At 62.0% G+C, this 20,942-nt stretch carries 20 protein-coding genes; 5 read left to right on the top strand and 15 right to left on the bottom strand.

Annotation, left to right across the window (positions count from 1 at the left end; genetic code table 11):
• Window positions 1–18: 18 nt before the first annotated feature.
• The 8 genes from QQL79_RS16650 to aptA form a co-directional block, all read right to left on the bottom strand.
• The gene (locus QQL79_RS16650; protein WP_284392679.1) at window positions 19–1,014 is read right to left on the bottom strand and encodes an ABC transporter substrate-binding protein; all 996 of its coding nucleotides are present in this window, start codon (window positions 1,012–1,014) and stop codon (window positions 19–21) included.
• A 29-nt stretch (window positions 1,015–1,043) separates the two neighbouring features.
• The gene (locus QQL79_RS16645; protein ID WP_284392917.1) at window positions 1,044–1,886 is read right to left on the bottom strand and encodes an ABC transporter permease; all 843 of its coding nucleotides are present in this window, start codon (window positions 1,884–1,886) and stop codon (window positions 1,044–1,046) included.
• Window positions 1,887–2,131: 245 nt separating this feature from the next.
• Window positions 2,132–3,028, bottom strand: coding sequence for an ABC transporter permease (locus QQL79_RS16640; protein WP_284392678.1), 897 nt, complete (start codon window positions 3,026–3,028; stop codon window positions 2,132–2,134).
• 178 nt (window positions 3,029–3,206) lie between these two features.
• Window positions 3,207–4,034: an ABC transporter ATP-binding protein gene (locus tag QQL79_RS16635; RefSeq protein ID WP_370461257.1), complete on the bottom strand. Its 828-nt coding sequence runs from the start codon at window positions 4,032–4,034 to the stop codon at window positions 3,207–3,209.
• A 54-nt stretch (window positions 4,035–4,088) separates the two neighbouring features.
• The gene (gene hydA / locus QQL79_RS16630; RefSeq protein WP_284392677.1) at window positions 4,089–5,540 is read right to left on the bottom strand and encodes a dihydropyrimidinase; all 1,452 of its coding nucleotides are present in this window, start codon (window positions 5,538–5,540) and stop codon (window positions 4,089–4,091) included.
• 83 nt (window positions 5,541–5,623) lie between these two features.
• The gene (locus tag QQL79_RS16625; RefSeq protein WP_284392676.1) at window positions 5,624–6,874 is read right to left on the bottom strand and encodes a Zn-dependent hydrolase; all 1,251 of its coding nucleotides are present in this window, start codon (window positions 6,872–6,874) and stop codon (window positions 5,624–5,626) included.
• Window positions 6,875–7,186: 312 nt separating this feature from the next.
• The gene (locus QQL79_RS16620; RefSeq protein WP_284392914.1) at window positions 7,187–8,680 is read right to left on the bottom strand and encodes a CoA-acylating methylmalonate-semialdehyde dehydrogenase; all 1,494 of its coding nucleotides are present in this window, start codon (window positions 8,678–8,680) and stop codon (window positions 7,187–7,189) included.
• Entirely contained in the window at window positions 8,680–9,960 is a 1,281-nt protein-coding gene (aptA, locus tag QQL79_RS16615; RefSeq protein ID WP_284392913.1) for an omega-aminotransferase AptA, read from the bottom strand. The genes QQL79_RS16620 and aptA overlap by 1 nt, the downstream gene beginning before the upstream one ends.
• Before the next feature lie 181 nt (window positions 9,961–10,141).
• Here aptA and QQL79_RS16610 point away from each other — a divergent pair, with 181 nt between their 5' ends.
• Together QQL79_RS16610 and QQL79_RS16605 are read left to right on the top strand one after the other, a co-directional pair.
• The gene (locus QQL79_RS16610; RefSeq protein ID WP_284392675.1) at window positions 10,142–10,861 is read left to right on the top strand and encodes a TetR family transcriptional regulator C-terminal domain-containing protein; all 720 of its coding nucleotides are present in this window, start codon (window positions 10,142–10,144) and stop codon (window positions 10,859–10,861) included.
• Window positions 10,862–10,937: 76 nt separating this feature from the next.
• Window positions 10,938–11,540, top strand: coding sequence for a dihydrofolate reductase family protein (locus QQL79_RS16605; RefSeq protein ID WP_284392674.1), 603 nt, complete (start codon window positions 10,938–10,940; stop codon window positions 11,538–11,540).
• 1 nt (window position 11,541) lies between these two features.
• Here QQL79_RS16605 and QQL79_RS16600 read toward each other — a convergent pair whose 3' ends face one another.
• From QQL79_RS16600 to QQL79_RS16585, 4 genes are all read right to left on the bottom strand, one after another.
• The gene (locus tag QQL79_RS16600) at window positions 11,542–11,946 is read right to left on the bottom strand and encodes a DUF4260 family protein (protein WP_284392673.1); all 405 of its coding nucleotides are present in this window, start codon (window positions 11,944–11,946) and stop codon (window positions 11,542–11,544) included.
• Between the two features lie 100 nt (window positions 11,947–12,046).
• On the bottom strand, window positions 12,047–12,424 hold the full coding sequence (locus QQL79_RS16595) for a DoxX family membrane protein (RefSeq protein WP_284392672.1): 378 nt from the start codon (window positions 12,422–12,424) through the stop codon (window positions 12,047–12,049).
• Between the two features lie 387 nt (window positions 12,425–12,811).
• On the bottom strand, window positions 12,812–14,134 hold the full coding sequence (gene preA / locus QQL79_RS16590) for an NAD-dependent dihydropyrimidine dehydrogenase subunit PreA (protein ID WP_284392671.1): 1,323 nt from the start codon (window positions 14,132–14,134) through the stop codon (window positions 12,812–12,814).
• Window positions 14,127–15,476, bottom strand: a complete 1,350-nt coding sequence (locus tag QQL79_RS16585) for an NAD(P)-dependent oxidoreductase (protein ID WP_284392670.1) — start codon at window positions 15,474–15,476, stop codon at window positions 14,127–14,129. Before QQL79_RS16585 ends, preA begins: the two co-directional genes overlap by 8 nt.
• A 964-nt stretch (window positions 15,477–16,440) precedes the next feature.
• Between QQL79_RS16585 and QQL79_RS16580 the strand changes: the two genes are divergently transcribed.
• Window positions 16,441–16,794 carry a septal ring lytic transglycosylase RlpA family protein gene (locus tag QQL79_RS16580; RefSeq protein ID WP_370461230.1) on the top strand — a complete coding sequence of 118 codons (354 nt, stop codon included), beginning with the start codon at window positions 16,441–16,443 and terminating at the stop codon, window positions 16,792–16,794.
• A 59-nt stretch (window positions 16,795–16,853) separates the two neighbouring features.
• Here QQL79_RS16580 and QQL79_RS16575 read toward each other — a convergent pair whose 3' ends face one another.
• Genes QQL79_RS16575 through QQL79_RS16565 form a run of 3 tightly spaced genes read right to left on the bottom strand, consistent with a single transcriptional unit; the run spans window position 16,854 to window position 19,023 of the window.
• A complete protein-coding gene (locus QQL79_RS16575; RefSeq protein ID WP_284392669.1) occupies window positions 16,854–17,828 on the bottom strand; it encodes an aldo/keto reductase in 975 nt (324 codons plus the stop codon).
• A gap of 19 nt (window positions 17,829–17,847) precedes the next feature.
• Complete coding sequence (locus QQL79_RS16570; protein WP_284392668.1) at window positions 17,848–18,852, bottom strand: aldo/keto reductase; 1,005 nt, start codon at window positions 18,850–18,852, stop codon at window positions 17,848–17,850.
• Between the two features lie 15 nt (window positions 18,853–18,867).
• Entirely contained in the window at window positions 18,868–19,023 is a 156-nt protein-coding gene (locus QQL79_RS16565) for a YjiS-like domain-containing protein (RefSeq protein ID WP_284392667.1), read from the bottom strand.
• A 177-nt stretch (window positions 19,024–19,200) separates the two neighbouring features.
• Here QQL79_RS16565 and QQL79_RS16560 point away from each other — a divergent pair, with 177 nt between their 5' ends.
• On the top strand, window positions 19,201–20,070 hold the full coding sequence (locus tag QQL79_RS16560; protein WP_284392666.1) for a LysR family transcriptional regulator: 870 nt from the start codon (window positions 19,201–19,203) through the stop codon (window positions 20,068–20,070).
• Window positions 20,071–20,291: 221 nt separating this feature from the next.
• A complete protein-coding gene (locus tag QQL79_RS16555) occupies window positions 20,292–20,849 on the top strand; it encodes a hypothetical protein (protein ID WP_284392665.1) in 558 nt (185 codons plus the stop codon).
• Window positions 20,850–20,942: the final 93 nt, after the last annotated feature.

Here is a 20,942-nt window from a genome sequence, read left to right as displayed (position 1 = left end):
ATTCATTCAACTCAAGCCTTACAGCCCGTCGGTCACCACATGGCTGAACGCCCCTTCGGGCGCCTTGGTGATGGCCGGATTGTCCGGCGACACGGCCGACAGCAGCGTATCGACGGTCTGCTGGTAATCGGCCTCGTCGAGCACGCCGGTCGAGCCTTCGGTCAGCTTGTTGATTTCGCTGACCTGATAGATCTGGTCTTCCAGCGTCATGGCGCCGGTCGAGTCATTGTCGACCACGATCTGGGCGGCTTCTTCGGGATTGGCGCGGGCATATTCCCAGCCTTTCATCGAGGCCCGCACGAACTTGGTCATCTTGGCGACAAAGGCCGGATCGGCCAGCTTGTCTTCGAGCACATAGAGCCCGTCCTCAAGCATGCCCACGCCTTCATCGCGATAGTTGAAGACGGTCAGCTCTTCGGGCGTGAGGCCCGCCTTCAGCACCTGGCCATATTCATTATAGGTCATAGTCGAGATACAGGCGGCCTGTTTCTGGATCAGCGGATCAACGTTGAAGGCTTGCTTCAGCACTTCGACGCCATCGGCGCCCCCTTCGGTGGAAAGGCCCAGCTTGGCCATCCAGGCATAGAAGGGATATTCATTGCCGAAGAACCACACGCCTAACGTCTTGCCGGGGAAGTCGGCAGTGGTCTCCACCCCTTCGTCCTTGCGGCAGGTCAGCAACAGGCCCGAATTCTTGAACGGCTGGGCGATATTGACCAAAGCCACGCCGCGTTCGCGGGCAGCCAGGCCCGCAGCCATCCAGGTGGTGATGACATCGGCGCCGCCGCCGGCAATCACCTGTTCGGGGGCGATATCGGGGCCGCCCGGCTTGATTTCGACGGTGAGGCCCTCTTCGTCATAGAAGCCCTTGGCCTGGGCCACGTAATAGCCGGCAAACTGCCCCTGGGTAACCCATTTAAGCTGGAGCGTCACGCTATCCTGCGCCTGAGCCCCGCCTGCTGCTGCGGCCAGCGCCATTGCGCCCGCCATTGTGCCGATAAGAAGTTTCTTCATCTTCGACTTTCCCCTGAGTTTTGCCCCGCCTATGCACCGCGCACAGACGGATGCCAGAAGGTGACGCCCCGTTCCATCAGGCTAATCACCCCGTAGAAGACCGATCCCGCGACAGCCGCCACCGCGATCTCGGCCCACACCATATCGACATTCATTCTGCCGACTTCGGTTGAGATCCGGAAACCCATTCCCACAATGGGCGTCCCGAAGAATTCCGCTACGATTGCGCCGATCAAGGCCAGAGTCGAGTTGATCTTGAGGGCGTTGAATATGAAGGGCCCCGCAGCGGGAAGGCGCAGCTTCATAAGGGTTTGCCAATAGCCGGCAGCATAGGTGCGCATCAGATCGCGCTCGATTGTCGAGGATGCGTTGAGCCCCGCCACACTATTCACCAGCATGGGGAAAAAGGTCATGATAACAACGACCGCAGCCTTGGATTGCCAATCAAAGCCGAACCACATGACCATGATGGGCGCAACGCCCACAATGGGTAGCGCCGAGACAAAATTGCCCAGCGGCAAGAGGCCTGATTTGAGAAAAGGCGAGCGGTCGATCAGAATGGCGACGACAAAGCCCAGCCCGCAGCCCAAGGCATAGCCGATCAGCACGGCCTTGAAGGTCTGCTGGAAATCGGCCAACAGGGTCGGCACCGAATTGGTGATGCGCGCCCAGATCATCGAGGGCGGCGGCAGGATGACCTGGGGCACATTGCCGGCGCGGGTGATGACTTCCCAGGCAACCAGGATGGTGAGCCCGAACACCACCGGAATGAGCAGGCCCAGCCCGGCATTGTCGGCATAGCCCGGCGCAATGGCCTTGGAGAGGCGTTCGACAAACAGCCAGGCAAACAGCCACGCCGCAATCAGCGCCATCCAGAAAAACGGCGGCGCCGGGGTAAAGACGCCAATGCTGGTGAGCAGGGCAACCGCGCCCAGCACGGCAAAGGCGCCATCGGCCCATAGCCCGAGGGGGATAAAGAAGCGGATCAGCGACAGCGTCCCCAGAGCCAGGAACGCCTTGAGCAACAGCCCGGCTTCAAAGGGCGTCGTAAAGCTCAGGGCAAAAGCTGCGGCACAGAGACCACCCACCACAAGCGCCAGATAGAATTGCAGCTGGCTCATGCCGGTCGCGCCCCCATGCTCTTGTTGACGAGCTTTTCGACGAGGCCGATAGCCAGCACCAATACGGCGGCGAGGATGGAGGCGGCGACCAGGGCTGCCCAGATCTGCACAGTCTGGCTGTAATAGGAGCCGGCCAGCAGCCGCGCGCCGAGCCCGGCCACTGCCCCGGTGGGCAATTCGCCCACGATAGCGCCGACCAGGCTCGCCGCTACGCCCACCTTGAGCGAGGCAAAGAGGAAGGGCACGGAGGCCGGCCAGCGCAGCTTCCAGAAGGTCTGGCCGGGCGAGGCATTATAGGTATGCATCAGATCAAGCTGGATCGCTTCGGGGCTGCGCAGCCCTTTGACCATGCCGACCGCGACCGGGAAAAAGCTCAGATAAGCCGAAATGATCGCCTTGCTGATCAGCCGCGCCGGATCGGTCGGAACGCCCAATGTGCCGGTGAAAATATTGAAGCCGATCACCACGATCAGCGGCGCCAGCGCCAGGATCGGAATGGTCTGGCTGGCCACGATCCAGGGCATCAGCGAGCGGTTCATCGCCTCATTGTGCACGATCAGCACGGCCAGCAAGATGCCCAGAACCGATCCCATGGCAAAGCCGAGCGCGGTCGCCGAGAAGGTGACCCAGGCGTGGAACAGCAGACTACGCGGCTTGTTGGGGGCGACGAGCGCGGTCGAATTCCATAGCTCACCGAAGACCTGGTGGGCGGTGGGAAGCACCGGCTTTTCCTGGTTCCAGGTATCGAGCACGAATTGGGTGGCAGGGACATTGGTAATGTCGCCACGGCGATAGACATCGTTCTGCCATGGCGCGTTCATGCCGATGGCGGCCGCATACCAGACGGCCACGATGGCGAGCAGGACAATGAGAATGGGGAAGGTGCGGGTCATCTTTCTTCCCCTCGCCCCTTGAGGGAGAGGGACGACCTTTCTGCGTTCAGCAGAAAGGTCAGGGTGAGGGGTTCCGCGCCATCCCATGCCAGAACCACAGAAAGAGACCCCTCATCCGCCCTTCGGGCACCTTCTCCCTCAAGGGGAGAAGGGAAGACGGCATCGCGGCAACCCGCCATCAAACCGTCTCCTCATAGGAATGCCCGGCCCGCAGCCCGTCACGGACCCGCGCCGCGATGGCGAGGAACTCTGGTGTCTCGCGGATATCGAGCGGCCGTTCCTTGGGGAGTGTTGACTCGATCACATCCGTCACCCGGCCCGGCCGCGGCGACATCACCACGATCTTGGTGGAGAGATAGACCGCCTCGGGGATCGAATGGGTGACAAAGCAGATGGTTTTCTGCGTGCGCTCCCACAGCTTGAGCAGTTCGGAATTGAGATGATCGCGCACGATTTCGTCCAGTGCGCCAAACGGCTCGTCCATCAGCAAGAGATCGGCGTCAAAGGCCAGCGCCCTGGCGATCGAGGCGCGCTGCTGCATGCCACCCGAGAGCTGCCAGGGGTATTTCTTCTCAAAGCCGGACAGGTTCACCAGGTCCATGGTGCGCTTGATGCGCTCGGCCTGCTGGGGCTGGTTGTAGCCCATGATCTCGAGCGGCAGTGCCACGTTCTTCTCGATGGTGCGCCAGGGATAAAGCGCCGGTGCCTGAAACACATAGCCATAGGCCCGGTCCTTGCGGGCATTTTCCGGCGTCTGCCCATTGATGGTCAGCGTGCCCGAGGTCGGCTGTTCGAGATCGGCAATGGTGCGCAAAAATGTGGTCTTGCCACAGCCCGAGGGGCCGATAAAGGAGACGAACTCGCCCTTGGAAATGGAGAGATTGACGTCGCTGAGCGCAACGACGTCCCCGTCATTGGTCTTGAAGGTGAGGCCGAGCCCGGCGGCAGAAACCACCGCCTGAGGCGGAGCCTTGTCAGTGATGGCGGCAGAAGGGTCGGTCGTCACGGACAAGGGCGGGCCTTTCTCAACAGGTCAGGAAGTGGTGGGGGAGGAGAGCCATCAAACCCCCGTCGCCGGAATGCCGGAGCGTTCGACCTTGCGCGGGGCGACGATATCTTTCCATTGGCTCAGCGCCCGGTTGACCGGGTTCTTGGCTTCGCGGCCGACGAATTTGCCATGGCCCGGCTCGGTCCTGATCTCGTTTTCGACGATCGAGACCTTGCCGCGGCTGAGCACATAGCGGGGCAGGCCGGTGACTTCAAAACCTTCAAAGACATTGTAGTCGATGACCGATTGCTGGGCCTTGGCTGTGATGGTCTTCTTGCGCGCCGGGTCCCAGACGATGAGATCGGCATCGGCGCCAACCAGCACGGCGCCCTTTTTGGGGTAGAGGCCCAATATCTTGGCGACATTGGTGGAGGTGACGGCGACGAACTCATTCATGGTCAGCCGGCCGGTATTGACCCCCTTGGTCCACAGCATCGGCAGGCGATCTTCGAGCCCGCCCGTGCCATTGGGAATCTTGGAAAAATTGCCCACGCCATTGCGCTTCTGATCGGTGGTGAAAGCGCAGTGATCGGTCGCAACGGCCGAGAGCGAGCCTGATTGCAGGCCTGCCCACAGCGAATCCTGATGCGTCTTGTTGCGGAAGGGGGGCGACATGACGCGGCGGGCGGCATGGTCCCAATCGGGGTTGAAATATTCGCTCTCGTCCAGTGTCAAATGCTGGATCAGCGGCTCGCCATAGACGCGCATGCCTTTCTGGCGGGCGCGGCGGATGGCTTCATGGGCCTGCTCGCAACTGACATGGACCACATAAAGCGGCACGCCGGCCATATCGGCAATCATGATGGCGCGATTGGTGGCTTCACCCTCCACCTCCGGCGGGCGGGAATAGGCATGGCCCTCGGGGCCGTTATTGCCAGCTTCAAGGAGCTTTGCGGTCATGGCGGCGACAACGTCGCCATTTTCGGCATGCACCAAGGGCAGCGCGCCGAGATCCGCGCAGCGCTGGAATGACGAGAACATCTCGTCGTCATTGACCATCAGGCTGCCCTTATAGGCCATGAAATGCTTAAAGCTGGTAATGCCGCGATCGACCACTTCGGCCATTTCGCTCCACACCTGCTCGCCCCACCAGGTGATCGCCATGTGGAACGAATAATCGGCATTGGCCTTGCCGGTTTTGTTGTCCCACATTTGCAGCGCCTCAAGCAGGCTCTGATTGGGATTGGGCAGGCAGAAATCGACCACCATTGTGGTGCCACCGGCCAGGCCCGCGCGGGTGCCGGATTCAAAATCATCGGCCGAATAGGTGCCCATGAAGGGCATTTCGAGATGGGTATGCGGATCGATGCCGCCGGGCATGATATAGCAGCCACTGGCGTCGAGCACCTCATCGCCGGATAGATTGGGGCCGATCTCGACGATGATATCGCCGTCGATTCTAACGTCGGCTTTGTAGGTCAGGTCGGCGGTAACGACCGTGCCGTTCTTGATGACTTTGCTCATTTCCGTTCCCTCTGAAATGCCGGGTCCCGCGCCCCTTCTTCCCCTCAGAATGGGGGCGCGGTCATATATTTAGCTGAAAGGCGTCACTCCACGATCTCCGCCGTTTCGACAACTGCGTGGAACAGCACATCGGCACCGGCCGCTGCCCATTCCTTGGAGATTTCCTCCGCCTCATTGTGGCTGAGCCCGCCGACGCAGGGGCACATGATCATGGTGGATGGCGCCACTTTGGCGGCCCAGCAGGCATCGTGCCCGGCGCCGGAAATGATGTTCATGTGGCTATAGCCCAGATCTTCGGCGGCCTTGCGGACCCGGGCGACCAGGGTCGGGTCGAACGTGACGGGATCAAAATGCCCGACGGCTTCGACCGAGCAGCCCACGCCTAGATCAGCCGAAATCTCGGCGGCCTTGGCCTCGATGGCTGCGCGCATGCGGTCGAGCTTGCCCTGGTCGGGCGTGCGCAGATCGACGGTGAACACCACCGTTCCGGGCAGCACATTGCGCGAATTGGGCGAGAACTTTGCCTGGCCGACCCCGGCCACCGCGCCCGGCTGGTTTTCCATGGCAATGGCCTGCACCGCCTCGATGATCCGCGCCATGGCAAGGCCCGCATTGACGCGCATGGCCATGGGGGTCGAGCCGGTATGGGCTTCCTTACCCGTCAGGGTGAATTCGAGCCACCACAGGCCCTGGCAATGGGTAACGACGCCGATCTGCTTGTTCTCGGATTCAAGGATCGGGCCTTGCTCGATGTGATATTCGAAATAGGCATGCATTTTGCGCGCGCCGACGTCTTCGGTGCCCAGCCAGCCGATGCGCTGGAGCTCCTCGCCATAGGTCTTGCCGTCCATGTCCTTGCGGCCATAGGCGTAGTCGATGGTGTGCATTCCGGCGAACACGCCCGAGGCCAGCATGGCCGGCGCAAAGCGCGCGCCTTCCTCATTGGCCCAATTGGTGACGACAATGGGGTGCTTGGTTTTGATGCCCAGATCGTTCATCGAGCGGATGACTTCGAGCCCGGCCAAAACGCCCAGCACGCCATCATATTTGCCGCCAGTGGGCTGGGTATCGAGATGGCTGCCGACATAGACCGGCAGGGCATCGGGGTCGGTGCCGTCGCGAGTGGCGAACATGGTGCCCATCTTGTCGACGCTCATGCTGAGCCCTGCCGCTTCGCACCAGCGCTGGAACAGATGGCGGCCCTCGCCATCCGCATCGGTCAGCGTCTGCCGATTATTGCCACCGGCAATGCCCGGCCCGATCTTGGCCATATCCATGAGGCTGTCCCACAGACGGTCGCCATTGATCTTGAGGTTTTCTCCGGGGGCAGACATGGGGCTATTCCTTATCGGATTGGGCCGGCCAAAGGGGTTCGCCCTCCGGACGGAGATAGACTTTGAGGCCGCGACAGACAAAACTGTTAGGGTCTCGACGCTCTTCAGTCAGACCACTTCCACCCCACTTGTTGGAGTAAAGATGGAAGTGCTCGTTACTACGGGGACCGTCGTCCCAATTCATAGCCTGTAGCTCACGCACGAGTTCATCTCGTCCTACGGCATCGAGATAAATCTCAACAAACACACCGTCCCGCAGGCCGCTCGTATCCGGTTGATCGCCGGGCGGATGAACCTCGAGCGAGATACGCATTATTTGACGCTCGGGAACGAGAATTCGGCGCCGCCCTTGATGCCGGCGGGCCAGCGGGTGGTGACGGTCTTGAGGCGGGTATAGAAGTGGACGCCTTCGGGGCCGTAGATGGAGTGGTCGCCGAACAGCGAGCGCTTCCAGCCACCGAAGGAATGGTAGGCGACCGGCACCGGGATGGGGACGTTGATGCCCACCATACCCACTTCGATCTTGTCGGCGAATTCGCGGGCGGCGTCGCCGTCGCGGGTGAAGATGGCGGTGCCATTGCCATATTCGTGCTCGTTGATCAGCTTGACCGCCGCATTGTAGTCGTTCGCACGCACCACCGAGAGGACCGGGCCGAAGATTTCTTCCTTGTAGATGGTCATGTCCGGGGTGACATTGTCGAACAGCGTGCCGCCGACATAATAGCCGCCTTCATAGCCCTGCAAGGTGAAGCCGCGGCCATCCACAACCAGATCAGCGCCCTGCTCGACGCCGGAATCGATGTACCCAACAATCTTGTCGCGGTGCATCTTGGTGACGACCGGACCCATTTCGGCGTCCTTGTCGGTGGCGGGGCCAATCTTGAGCGATTCAACGCGCGGCTTGAGCTTGGCGACCAGCGCATCGGCGGTGTCCTTGCCCACCGGGACAGCCACCGAAATGGCCATGCAGCGCTCGCCGGCCGAACCATAGCCCGCGCCCATCAAGGCATCGGCGGCCTGATCGAGATCGGCATCGGGCAGGATGACCATGTGGTTTTTGGCGCCGCCAAGGGCCTGCACACGCTTACCGGCCTTGGTGCCGCGCTGGTAGACATATTCGGCGATTGGGGTCGAGCCGACGAAAGAGACGGCCTTGATATCGGGGTGGTCCAGTATCCCGTCGACCATTTCCTTGTCGCCATGGACGACATTGAGAATGCCTTCGGGGAGCCCGGCTTCCATAAAGAGGTTCCAGGCTAACATGGAGGCAGATGGATCGCGTTCCGATGGCTTCAAAATGAAGGCATTGCCGCAGGCGATGGCGGCCGGGTACATCCACATCGGCACCATGGCCGGGAAGTTGAACGGGGTAATGCCGGCGACGACGCCAAGCGGCTGGCGGTCGGAATAGGAATCGATGCTGGGGCCGACATTGCGGCTGAACTCGCCCTTCAAGAGTTGCGGAATACCGCAGGCAAAATCCACGCAATCAATGCCGCGGGCGACTTCGCCCAGCGCGTCGTCATGCACCTTGCCATGCTCGCGGGAGATTTCGCGGGCCAGGTCATCGGCATATTGATCGAGCAGCGCCTTGAACTTGAACATGACGCGGGCACGCTTCATCGGCGGCGTATTGCCCCAGGCCACCTGCGCCTTTTTGGCCGAAGCGACAGCATCGTTCAATTCGCTCAGCGTCGAGAGCGGCAATTCGGCCGAGACTTCCCCGGTAGCCGGATTGAACACCGGCACGCGGCGGCCGGTTGAGACATAGCGTTTTCCGGCGACGGCGTTCTCGATAATGTTCATCATGCAATCCCCCGCAGCACGGTGCGAATACCGTCGATCAATTCGTCGATCTGGCCCTTGGAGATGATCAGCGGAGGCGAGAGCGCGATGATGTCGCCGGTGGTGCGGATCAGGAAGCCGCTTTCATAGGCGGCGAGGAAGGCCGAGAAAGCGCGCTTGGTGGGCGAGCCGGCAATCGGGTCAAGCTCGATGGCGCCGACCAGCCCGATATTGCGGATATCGATGACATGCGGCTCGCCCTTGAGCGAGTGCAGGGCATCGGCGAAATAGGGTGCGAGCTCAGCGCCGCGGGTCAGCAGGTCTTCCTGCTTATAGGTTTCGAGCGTGGCGAGCGCGGCAGCCGAAGCCACCGGATTGCCCGAATAGGTATAGCCATGGAAGAACTCGATGACGTGTTCCGGCCCGCCCATGAAGGCATCGTGGATTTCCGGCGACACCAGCACGGCGCCCATCGGGATAATGCCATTGGTCAGGCCCTTGGCGGTGACCATGATATCGGGCGTGACGCCGAAATAATCGGCGGCGAAGGGGGTGCCCAGCCGCCCGAAGCCGGTAATGACCTCGTCAAAGATCAGCAGAATGCCATGCTTTTTGGTGATGTCGCGCAGGCGCTGCAAATAGCCCTTGGGCGGGATCAGCACGCCGGTCGAGCCGGCGACCGGCTCGACAATGACGGCCGCAATGGTGGAAGCATCGTGCAGGGTGACGATGCGTTCGAGCTCATCGGCCAGGTCGAGGCCATGCTCGGGTTCGCCCCTGGTAAAGGCGTTCTTGGCAAGGTTATGGGTATGCGGCAGATGATCGACGCCGGTCAGCAGCGTGCCGAACATCTTGCGGTTGGTGACGATGCCGCCCACCGAAATGCCGCCAAAATTGACGCCATGATAGCCGCGCTCGCGGCCGATCAGCCGGAAACGGCTGCCATCGCCTTTGACACGGTGATAGGCCAACGCCACCTTGAGCGCGGTTTCGACCGACTCAGAACCCGAATTGGTGAACAGCACATGATCGAGCCCCTTGGGTGCAATATCGACCAGCCGATTGGCCAATTCGAACGCCTTGGGATGGCCCATCTGAAAGGCGGGCGCATAATCGAGCTCGGCGGCCTGCTTGGCGATGGCCTCGACGATCAGCGGGCGGGCATGGCCGGCATTGACGCACCAGAGCCCCGCCGTGCCATCGAGCACCTGGCGACCATCGGCAGTGGTGTAATGCATGTCCTTGGCCGCAACAAACATGCGCGGCGATTTCTTGAATTGCCGGTTGGCCGTGAACGGCATCCAGAAAGCGCTCAGATCGTTCGGCGCGACTGTTGTTGAAGTGGACACGATTACCCCTCGCTCCCATATTTATATGACGCAGCTGGTCATGTTTATTGGCTCTTGACGCGGGAACGTGTTACCAAGAATTTTGACCAGTTGGAAAAATGTTAGCACTCCCAAAACTTCCCGCAAGGCGAAAATGCCGCCGATCAAGTTGAAAAGCTCTCCGTCTTCCGCCCCCGCCAAACGCCAGCACAAGGCGGCGGCAAAGGCCGTCGCTCACGCCAAGGAAAAGGCGCGGCCGCTGACCCGGATTCAGCGGGAGAAGCAGGACATTATTCTCGAAGCCGCGCTGGACGTGTTTTCCCTGCATGGCTTCCGCGGCGCCACGATCGACCAGATCGCCGAAGTGGCGGGCATGAGCAAGCCGAACCTGCTCTATTACTTCCCGCGCAAGGAAGAGATTCACCGCCGGCTGATTTCCGAATTGCTGGTGACCTGGCTGGCGCCGCTGCGTGACATGGATGAGAACGGCGATCCCTTCCCCGAAATCCGCTCCTACATAAGACGCAAGCTCGAAATGGCCCGCGATTTTCCGCGCGAAAGCCGGCTCTTTGCCAATGAAATGCTGCAGGGGGCGCCACGCATTATCGAGATGATCGAGATCGACCTCAAAAATCTCGTCGACGAAAAGGCGGCGGTGCTGACCGCCTGGATGGACCAGGGCCGCATTGCGCGGACCGACCCCTATCACCTGATCTTTTCGATCTGGGCGACGACCCAGCACTATGCCGATTTCGACGTGCAGGTGCGGGCTGTGCTGGGCCCGGCGCGCGGTGGCGAAGGGCGCTTCGAGGATGCGGCGCGCTATCTCGAGCAATTGTTCCTCTATGGCCTGACGCCGCGGCCCAAGGGCTGATTGTTAAGCTGGTGCTTGACAAGGCCAATGGGTTTTCCTAATACTTAAGTCGTCAATTAAGTATTGGAGCGAGGAAATGACGCAACACGTACACGCCCATATGAGCCTGTCGCTCGACGGCTTCGGCACCGGCCTCAACCAGAGCCGGGAAAAGCCGTTCGGTGATATCGAGGGCGAACCCATGCACCGCTGGATGTTCGAGGACGCCGACAACAATCGCGCCGAGATCGAGACCATCACCAATTATGGTGCCTTCATCATGGGCCGGAACATGTTTGCCGCGCCGGGGCCGGATGTGTGGGAGCTCGACTGGAAGGGCTGGTGGGGCCCAAATCCGCCCTATCATGCCCCGGTTTTCGTCCTCACTCACTACACACGGCCGCCGATCGAGATGGAGGGCGGTACGGTCTTTCACTTCGTGACCGAAGGGCCCGAAGTGGCGCTGGCCCGCGCCAGGGAAGCGGCGGGCGCCCGCGATGTCGTGATTGCCGGCGGCGTCACCACGCTGCGGAACTACCTCAATATGGCGGCGGTCGACCTGCTTCATCTGCAGATCGCGCCGGTAGTGCTGGGCCAGGGCGAGCGGCTGTGGGATGGGCTGACTGCGACGCTCGAACCCATTGGCGCCCGCGCGACGCGGCTCACGACCCATATGGATTATCGCGTGGCAAAACCTTGATCTAGCGGCCCTTACGCGCCTTGCCGATCGGGCCAAGATGGGTGGCCTCGAAGCTTTCGAGCTTGAGGCCGTAGCCCAGCGTCCGGTCGAAACCGATATGGGCCACCCAGATGGCGGCGAGGCCATAGGCCAGCGGACCGGCAGCCAGGCCGGCCAGCGCCAGCAGGGCGGGCGCCATATAGGTGTGCCCCAGATTATAGGTCAGCGCACCAAACCGGGCGGACCGGAGATAGCCCAGCATGGTGATATCGGGCACGAGGAACAGCAGGGCGAAGATCAACCAGGACTGGCCGAGCCAGGCATAGGCCGCAACGCCCAGACCCAGCGCGGCAAGGCCTTCGAGCCGTTGCAGCAGCACGGCGCCGGCTATCGCGTATTGGCCGGAAGAAGCAATCTTGTTGGTCATGGCGAAAACCTCTGTTGAATTGCTTCGGTCCTACGACCATTCAAGAACGAAGTAATTTCGCAAATATTGATCGCCATCCATTCAAAATTGAATAGTTTGGCTAGAGACTGACCGCGATGACCAGAAGGAATGCGCCGATCAGGCCGGCATTCATGATATTTGCCGTGACGTGGCTGGCGCGGTCGGCGCCCTCATAGTCCCAGAAATTGTGAAACAACACCGTGGCTAGCACCACGAAAACGATGAGGCCAGCGCCGCCCCAGGCGCCGAGTGGCCCGATCGCCGTCAGCGCGCCACCAACGATCTGCAGCCCCACACCGATAATGGCGGCGATGCGAGGCAAGGGCAGGCCGCGCGCGGTCAGGCCGGCGGTCAGCGGGCCTACGTTGGCGATATTGCGGAGGCCAAAAATCAGAAAAGCGCCGCCCAGCAGCAGGCGGGCCAGCAGGATAAGCGTCGAGGTCAGATCGGTCGGCATGGCAGGATCCTATCGTAAGGTCAGTTGGATGCTGCTCCTATGACGAGTGGTGCTGACAGAATTCGACAGGATGACCCAAATCATTGCCGGTGTTGGCGAGATTAAATCGGTTGGGTGGGGAGGGGATAAGTTTGTGAGCCCTCTCCGATAGAGAGCGCCGATCAAAGGAGCAATATTGGCCTGGGACTCGTATCCACCCACCGGGTCATTCCGGCCCCCGGGACGCTTCGCGCCCGAGGACAGGCTCCGGCCGGAATCCATGCTGTGCCCTCTCCCAACACTGGGCGGTGCTGATGGCCTTCAGCATGGATCCCGGCCTGCGCCGGGATGACATCGTGGTTTTGATGCGTCCAGAGCAAACACGCGCCCACAGAGGAGGCCCGCTCCCTATTCCGCCGGCTCCACGGCCGGCTTGGACATCGGATTGTTCGGATGGCTGGTCCAGTTGGCGTATTTGCCGGTGACGATGCGGCCGGTGCGTTCGTCGACCGTCCCGACGGGCAAGGCTTCCATGGTGATGCAATCGTCCACCGGGCAGACATTGACGCAGAGATTGCAGCCGACGCATTCGTCGTTCATCACCTCGAAATAGCGCTTGCCGTCCTTTTCCTTGCTGATCGCCTGGTGCGAGGTGTCCTCGCAGGCAATGTGGCAGCGGCCGCATTTGATGCAGAGGTCCTGATCGATCTTGGCTTTGGCGATATATTCGAGATCGAGATATTGCCAATCGGTGACATTGCGCACGGCGCGGCCGGTAATGGCGTCGAGGTCTTTGTGGCCCTTTTCGTCCATCCAGTTGGAGAGGCCCGAAATCATTTCTTCAACGATCTTGAAGCCATAGGTCATGGCCGCCGTGCAGACCTGCACATTGCCTGAGCCCAAGGCGATGAACTCGGCCGCATCGCGCCAGGTGGTGATGCCGCCAATGCCCGAAATGGGTAGGCCATGGGTTTCCGGGTCGCGGGCAATTTCTGCGACCATGTTGAGCGCAATGGGTTTGACCGCCGGGCCGCAATAGCCGCCATGTGTGCCCTTGCCGGCCACGGTAGGCACGGGCGCAAAGTCATCCAGATCAACCGAGACGATTGAATTGATGGTGTTGATCAAAGAGACCGCATCGGTGCCGCCGGCCTTGGCGGCGCGGGCGGGTTTGCGGATGTCGGTGATGTTCGGCGTGAGCTTGGTGATCACCGGCATGCGGGTATATTGCTTGCACCAGCGCACCACCATTTCGATATATTCGGGCACCTGGCCGACAGCGGCGCCCATGCCGCGTTCGCTCATGCCATGCGGGCAGCCGAAATTGAGCTCGATGCCATCGGCGCCGGTTTCTTCCACCAGCGGCAGAATGGCTTTCCAGGCGTCTTCCTCGCAGGGCACCATGATCGAGGCGATCAAAGCGCGGTCGGGCCAGTTCATCTTGACCTGCTTCATTTCCTGCAGATTGACCTGCAGCGGCCGGTCAGTGATCAGCTCGATATTGTTGAGGCCGAGCAGGCGCCGGTCGGCGCCGAAAATGGCGCCATAGCGGGGGCCGTTGACGTTGACGACCGGGGGGCCTTCTTCGCCCAGCGTCTTCCAGACCACACCGCCCCAGCCCGCCTTGAAGGCGCGCTCGACATTATAGGCCTTGTCGGTGGGCGGAGCCGAAGCCAGCCAGAATGGATTAGGCGATTTGATGCCGACGAAATTATTGCGCAGATCAGCCATTGGAGCCTCCGGCAAGGTAAGCGTGAATACTCTCGGCCGCGTCGCGGCCCTCGGCAACGGCGGTGACAGTCAGATCGTCGCCGCCCGTGGCGCAATCCCCGCCGGCCCAGACGCCGCGCAGCGAGGTGCGGCCCTGGTCGTCGACCGCGATCTTGCCGCCTGACAATTCGAGCCCGCCGCCGTCGCTGGCAAGGGTTTGTCCAATGGCCTTGAATACCTGATCGGCCGGGATGGAAACGACTTCGCCGGTTTCGACCAATTTGTCATCGACCAGGGCGGTATAGGCCAATTCGATCCCGGTGACCTTTTCGCCATCGGTGAGCACGCGTTTGGGGGCCATCCAGTGGCGAATGGTGACGCCCTTGGCAGCCGCCAGGTCCTGCTCGAATTCCGAGGCGCTCATCTGTTCCTTGCCGCGGCGATAGACCATGGTCACCTCTTCGGCGCCGAGCAGCTTGGACTGCACGGCGGCGTCCACCGCCGTCATGCCGCCGCCGATGACAACGACGCGGCGGCCTACGGCGAGATTGGCCAGATCGGTGGCCTGACGCAGTTCGGCGATGAAATCGACGGCATTGGCGACGCCAGACGCGTCCTCATTCTCGGCCCTGAGCGCATTAACGCCGCCCAGGCCCATGCCCAGGAACACGGCGCTATATTTAGCCTGCAAATCTTCCAGCGAGAAATCGCGGCCCAGTGCCTTGTCATTCTCGATGGTGATGCCGCCAATGGCGGTGACGTAATCGACCTCGCGCTGGGCAAAGCCATCGGTGCTCTTATAGGAAGCGATGCCATATTCGTTGAGGCCCCCCGATTTGGGGCGGGCGTCAAACATCACGACATCATGACCTCTAACGGCGAGGCGATGGGCGGCGGCAAGGCCGGCGGGGCCGGCGCCGACCACGGCAATGGTCTTGCCGGTCGGTTCGGCGCGCTCGAAGAATTGGGCGCCGTGGAACATGGCGATATCGGTGGCGTAGCGCTGCAGCTGGCCGATCTTGACCGGCTTGCCTTCGGCTTCCTCGCGCACGCAGGCTTCTTCGCAGAGCTGTTCGGTGGGGCAGACCCGGGCGCACATGCCCCCCAGGATATTCTGCTCGAAAATGGTTTCGGCGGCGCCCATCGGATTGCCGGTGGCGATTTCGCGGATGAAGAGGGGAATGTCGATCGCGGTCGGACAGGCATTCATGCAGGGCGCGTCGTAACAGAAATAGCATCTGTCGGCCTCGACATAGGCCTCGTGGCGGTCGAGCGGGGGATGAAGATCGGCAAAGTTCGACTTATACTGTTGCGGTTCCAGTCGACCGGGCGCAATGCCCTGCTTGAGAACACCTTGTGCCACGTGAAACTCCCCTTGCTGCTGTATTCCCCAAGTGGAGGCTAGCGCAGCTCAAAATTTTTATCAATTGGTCAAATTATGGATGGCGGCTGTGTCAAATCGCCGGCTGGCAGGGTCTTCCGAGCGCGTGCCAAAGTGCCGCCCGGCCCTGAGGCGTCGCGGTTACACGGTAACGGGCGGCCTTTGACTCGGCCAGTGTAGACTAGGGGAGCCAAAGGCCGCCCGTCACGATCCGCTTTTGCGCAAGGTCCGGTTCAGGCGGTACCATTCTTGCAGGTCCGGCTGCCGAGTTTCCAACCCCACTGGAAAGGCGCCCCTCCCCCACGGTCATTCCGCCCGGCCCTGCGTCGGGACCGGTGACTGGCGGAACGGGGAGATAGTCGCATGCGGTTTGGGGGCGGGGATAAGTTTTTTGGGGCGGTGCTGGTTGGGGCATTGGGATACCCCCTCCTAGCCTCCCCCTGATAGGGGGAGGGATCTCTCCACTCTTAGGACTGGATCTCGTCACAACCACCAGACAGTCCCTCCCCCTATCAGGGGGAGGCTAGGAGGGGGTATCCCGACTAAGCCCCCTCCCAACCGGCCCAAAACGGCACAAAACCTGCCTTTTTCTTGCCTGATTTCGTCCTGCTCCGCCTTTTCATCTCCCGAATTCTTGCGGGAACCTTCTCGAAAAGACGATTTTCAAGCATATCGGGTGGAACCGTGACCATCAGGTCACACTGGGCAAGATGAATCCCAAATCGCCGAAAATTGTCCGCTCGATTTTCCCGATATCGGCGAATCGAGGATTCATCTCCCACAATTGGCTTAGTTCTGCTGCCAAGAGGACAAGCTGGTGCCGACAGATCCTGCGGCATATGGGCAACAGACACTCAGTTGAGGCCAGTTGTGTCCTTGATGCCCACATTGTGGCCGGGGCGCGCCGTTAATCGATTGCTCACCGTAACTACGTGAGTTTCTCAGCTTGATTAGAAAAGTCGTTTCCGTCGCCGCAATTGCTGCAGCATTGCTCTCCGTTTCCACTGCAGCCTATGCCCAATGCGGCGGCGCTTCCTGGTATGGCCCCGGCTTCAATGGCAAGAAGGCCGCATCGGGTGAAATCTTCAACGAAAACGCCATGACGGCGGCCCATCGCTCCCTCCCTTTCGGCACCAAGCTGCGCGTTACCGACCAGCGCACCGGCCGGCAAATCCAGGTTGTCATCAATGATCGTGGCCCCTTTATCGGTGGGCGTATCATCGATCTTTCCAAGGCTGCTGCCGGCGAGCTGGGTTTCCGCAATCGCGGCACCACCTCGGTCTGCATCGAGCAAATCTGAACGAAAACCAAAAAATAACCGATCATGAACGGGCCGCCTGCTGAGCGGCCCGTTTCGTTTCAGCTGCGCAGCCCGAGCGCGTCGATAGCGGCCACCTGTTCGGCCTCGAGCGGTCCTGCCCGCTCCGCCGCCAGCGCCTGTTCCAGCTCGGCGACAGTCTTGACACCCAGCACCAATGTATCGACCCCGTCCATGCCCAGTGCATAGCGATGGGCGATGATGGCGGGGTCCTCGCCCCATTGCCGGCAAAGGGCGCGATAGGGCGCCGCGCGGTCGAAATCCCTGCCGGTGGCGCGCTGGTCATCGGTGATGGGGCGGTCAAAGCCCGAGGTCAGGGCGCCGGCCTGCACGGCCCGCACCCCCATGACGCCGACGCCATTGGCCTTGGCCGCCGCGATGACGTCGCGTGGGCGGCCGGGAATGCCCGTGCCGTTCATTTCCCCGGCACTGTCCATGAGATTGGCAATGGCCTGCAGCGCTGCCGGGCGGGGGCCGGTTGAGATGGCGTCGATCGTGGCGCCGGTATGGTTGAAGCCGGTCAGGCCCCAGGAGGCGATCAGTCCATCCGCTACCAGCCGCTCGAAGGCGGGAACGACGCTCTGCCGATAAAGACCAAGGCTGGTGGAGCGCTCGTCGCGCGGCCGGTCCTCATTGGGATAGACGAAATCGTCGGGGCGGATTTCGGTATGCAGCACCATCATGTCGGCGCGGTCGAGCCGCATGGCGGCAAGGCTGGCTTCGAGCGAGGCCCGCAGGCGCGGATAGACTTCGGCGGCGGGCGGATTGCCCAGGCCATATTTGGTGGTGATGCGCACCCCGGCCGGCAGGCGGCCCTCAAAAGCCCTGGCGATCATGGCTTCGCAGGTCTTGTAGCCGGGCGCGGTGTCGATGAGATCGATACCGGCCTCGACGGCGCGATGAAGCGTGCCAATGGCATCGTCTTCGGAAGCCGCGCCCCAGACCATGCCGATGCCACCACCGCCCAGGGTGAGGCGGCTGACCGGTCCGAAGGGACCAAGACTATTCTGTTGCATTGCTGTTCCTCCCAAGGGTTCAGACCAGAGCCGGTTCGAGACCGGCAAGGATAGCAGCGATTTCGGCCATGGTTGCGGCAGGCAGCGGCCCCTTTTCGAGGGCGCCGAGATTGTCGCGCACCTGGGCCTCGGATTTGAAGCCGGGAATGGGCAGTGTGTGCGGCGAGCGTGCCAATATCCAGCCCAGGGCGCCCTGGGCCGGGCTGCGGCCGCCGCTGGTCAGCAGCTCGCGAATGGCCTCGATCCGCGCCAGGGCCTCGGGCAGGGGCTTTCCATCCTTGAAGAAGCGGACCCAGGAATGGCCCGCGGCGCGCACGTCCGAGCCGGGCAGGGTCGAGCCGGCGGTGAATTTGCCGGTCAGCATGCCCATGGCCAGCGGCGAGCGGTTGAGGCTGGCGAGGTTTTGCGCGGCACAGAGATCGAGCATGTCCGGCCCATCGCGGAAGACGCTCAATTCCTGCTGCACGGCGGCGAAATGCGGGAATTTGACCATGCGCGCGGCCTTGGCGGCATCATCGGTGCTCCAGCCCCAGGCGCGGATGGCGCCGCTCTCGGCCAGTTTCTCCAGCGCCGCGCCGGCCGCGTCGGCGGCTTCGTCCGGGAGGTCCCCGACATGGATCTGGAAGAGATCGATATAGTCGGTGCCCAATCGCTCGAGCGATTGGGCATAGGCCCATTGCACATAGGCCGGGCTGACATCGGTGGAGAGCAGGGCCTTGGCGGCGCTGTCATAGGTATAGCCGAATTTGGTGGCGATCACCGCGTCAGCCCGGCGCCCTGCCAGCGCCTTGCCGAGCACATTTTCGCTATGGCCCGTGCCATAGGCATCAGCGGTGTCGAACAGGGTGGCGCCCAGCTCGAGCGCCAGGTGGATGGCCCGGATCGATTGGCCGTCGTCGATATCGCCCCAGCCATCGGGCTTGCCATCGAACAGGAAGGGACCGCCAATGGCCCAGCAGCCCATACCCACGGCGCTGGCCTCGATGCCGGAGCGGCCGATGGGGCGGAGTTTGAAAAAGGTCATGATCGGGTCCTCGGGTCAGGCTTTGGCATTGTCGCGGATGAAATCGGCGAGGGACTCGCGGCTGGCGCCCATATCGGCCAATTGGCGGTCATCCATCGTCCGCAAGTGGCGCATAGCCACGTGGTTGAGCCACCGGGCCCGGATGTGTCGGGCAAAATTGTGCAACATCATGCTATCTCCTTGGGGGCAAAATCAGACGGCAGCCGGTGACGAGACACTGGCTTTGCAAATCTGGCTGTTTTGATTTTGCGTTCGGCGCTTTTCCTTGGCACCGTCACCGCCATACTTGCGCAAAATCCCGCCCTGCCGCTATGCTCAAGAACGCAACGCGCTTTGCAGAAATGAAAAATGGATTTCGGCTGGGACGATCTGAGGCTGTTTCTGGATGTCGCGCGGCTGGGTGGTCTGAGCGCGGCGACCGGAACGACCGGGCTGAGCGCGGCAACGCTGGGGCGGCGCATCACCGCACTCGAACGCCAATTGGGCGAGCCGCTGTTTCATCGCAGCCAGACCGGCTACCGGCTGACCCCGGCCGGCGAGGCGCTGCTGGCCCGCGCCGAAGATGTCGAGACCGCCATGCTGGCGCTCAAGCGCTGGAAGGAAGGGGCCATCGGGGACCGCGTGGTGCGCGTCTCGGCCGGAGCCTGGACCTCGGCCTTTCTCGCCCGGCACATCGAGGCGCTGTGGAGCGTGGATGATCGCTTCGGGCTCGAACTGGTCACCGCCAATGAAAAGATCGATATCGGTCGCCGCAATGCCGATCTGGGCATCCGCAACCAGCGGCCCTCCGAGCAATGGCTGGCCGGGCGGCTGATCGGCAAGGTGGCCTATGGCCTCTATTCGGGCCTTAACCTGGTCAATGGCATAGCGGCCGGCTATTTCGTCGGCATTGCCGGCGATGGCGCCCAGACCCAGTCGGCCCGCTGGATGCAGGCGCGCCATGGCGACAGGATCGCCGTGCGCGGCAACGACTCGATGAGCGTGCGCGAACTGGTGGCGGCCGGGGCGGGCCTATCGGTCTTTCCCTGTTTCGTGGGCGACAGCGACCCGCGCCTCGTCCGTGTCGCGCCATTGATCGCCGAGCTGGAAACCGATCAATGGCTGGTGAGCCATCACGAGGAGCGCCACACCCCGGCGGTGCGGACGGTGGGGGACCGGATCGCGCGGTTGATGGGGGAGCATGGGGCGCTGTTTCGAGGGGAGTTGCGGCGGGGGTAGGGTGGCTCCGGCATCGGAGTACCCCCACCTAGCCTCCCCCTGATAGGGGGAGGGATCCCTCCACTCTTGGGACCGGATCGCGTTTTATTCACAAGGCGGTCCCTCCCCCTATCAGGGGGAGGCTACGAGGGGGTATCCCCCAGTACTCTCCCGTAACCCCGCCATTAGCGCCCTCTTAGGATCACGCGCCTATTCTTGGCATTGGCAACGTGAGAACGGCGATGCACGCGACCGCCTATATCATTGGGCCTCCCGATGGCCCCGGCACCGCGCTGACGGCTCTGGCGCGGCAGCTGCATTTTGCCGCCGTGCTGCCCTTTTCCGGGCTGGCCGAGGCCGAGCGGCGCATGGACCTGACCCCGGTATGCTTTTTCCTGTTCGCGGCCGTGCCCGATGTCGAAACGCTGCGCGGTGTCGCCGAGGCCGTGCGGTTTTCGCCCAGCCGCCGGATCAGGTTTTCGCCGCTGATCTATTTTGCCGATAACCCTTCGGTCGAAACCATTGCCGCCTGCATCAATCTGGGCTTCGACGACATCATCGCCATGCCCTTTGCCCCGGCCCAGGTGCTGCCGCGCATCGAGCGGCAGATCGGGCACAATCTGGTCTATTACGAAACCCCGGGCTATTTCGGCCCCGACCGGCGCGACCGGGTAACGGCGCCCCGCCGGGCCGCCGAAAGCCGGCTGGGCGGGCAGTTCCGCCGGCTCGAAATTGTCCGCCACGCCCGCTCCGGGATCGAGGTTTTGCGCGACGATCTCTATATGCAACTGGACAGCTGAACTCGCGCTGTGCTGGTTTTGCAACGATACAAATATGTGTCTGGCGCGTTTCAAGGCGCTATTTTCCTCTCCCCCGAAATGAACTAGCGTGCG

It is taken from the genome of Devosia yakushimensis (genome assembly GCF_030159855.1).
Taxonomy (GTDB): domain Bacteria; phylum Pseudomonadota; class Alphaproteobacteria; order Rhizobiales; family Devosiaceae; genus Devosia; species Devosia yakushimensis.
The sequence above is the reverse complement of the archived record's forward strand: the minus strand, read 5'-3'. Positions and strand labels throughout refer to the sequence as shown.

Bases quoted from the DNA above. Each gene is read 5' to 3' on its own strand.
- QQL79_RS16650 (WP_284392679.1), bottom strand. From the start codon at position 1,014: ATGAAGAAACTTCTTATCGGCACAATGGCGGGCGCAATGGCGCTGGCC.
- QQL79_RS16645 (WP_284392917.1), bottom strand. From the start codon at position 1,886: ATGGCGCTGATTGCGGCGTGGCTGTTTGCCTGGCTGTTTGTCGAACGC.
- QQL79_RS16640 (WP_284392678.1), bottom strand. From the start codon at position 3,028: ATGACCCGCACCTTCCCCATTCTCATTGTCCTGCTCGCCATCGTGGCC.
- hydA (WP_284392677.1), bottom strand. From the start codon at position 5,540: ATGAGCAAAGTCATCAAGAACGGCACGGTCGTTACCGCCGACCTGACC.
- QQL79_RS16625 (WP_284392676.1), bottom strand. From the start codon at position 6,874: ATGTCTGCCCCCGGAGAAAACCTCAAGATCAATGGCGACCGTCTGTGG.
- QQL79_RS16620 (WP_284392914.1), bottom strand. From the start codon at position 8,680: ATGAACATTATCGAGAACGCCGTCGCCGGAAAACGCTATGTCTCAACC.
- aptA (WP_284392913.1), bottom strand. From the start codon at position 9,960: ATGCCGTTCACGGCCAACCGGCAATTCAAGAAATCGCCGCGCATGTTT.
- QQL79_RS16610 (WP_284392675.1), top strand. From the start codon at position 10,142: ATGCCGCCGATCAAGTTGAAAAGCTCTCCGTCTTCCGCCCCCGCCAAA.
- QQL79_RS16605 (WP_284392674.1), top strand. From the start codon at position 10,938: ATGACGCAACACGTACACGCCCATATGAGCCTGTCGCTCGACGGCTTC.
- QQL79_RS16600 (WP_284392673.1), bottom strand. From the start codon at position 11,946: ATGACCAACAAGATTGCTTCTTCCGGCCAATACGCGATAGCCGGCGCC.
- QQL79_RS16595 (WP_284392672.1), bottom strand. From the start codon at position 12,424: ATGCCGACCGATCTGACCTCGACGCTTATCCTGCTGGCCCGCCTGCTG.
- preA (WP_284392671.1), bottom strand. From the start codon at position 14,134: ATGGCTGATCTGCGCAATAATTTCGTCGGCATCAAATCGCCTAATCCA.
- QQL79_RS16575 (WP_284392669.1), bottom strand. From the start codon at position 17,828: ATGCAACAGAATAGTCTTGGTCCCTTCGGACCGGTCAGCCGCCTCACC.
- QQL79_RS16570 (WP_284392668.1), bottom strand. From the start codon at position 18,852: ATGACCTTTTTCAAACTCCGCCCCATCGGCCGCTCCGGCATCGAGGCC.
- QQL79_RS16565 (WP_284392667.1), bottom strand. From the start codon at position 19,023: ATGATGTTGCACAATTTTGCCCGACACATCCGGGCCCGGTGGCTCAAC.
- QQL79_RS16560 (WP_284392666.1), top strand. From the start codon at position 19,201: ATGGATTTCGGCTGGGACGATCTGAGGCTGTTTCTGGATGTCGCGCGG.
- QQL79_RS16555 (WP_284392665.1), top strand. From the start codon at position 20,292: ATGCACGCGACCGCCTATATCATTGGGCCTCCCGATGGCCCCGGCACC.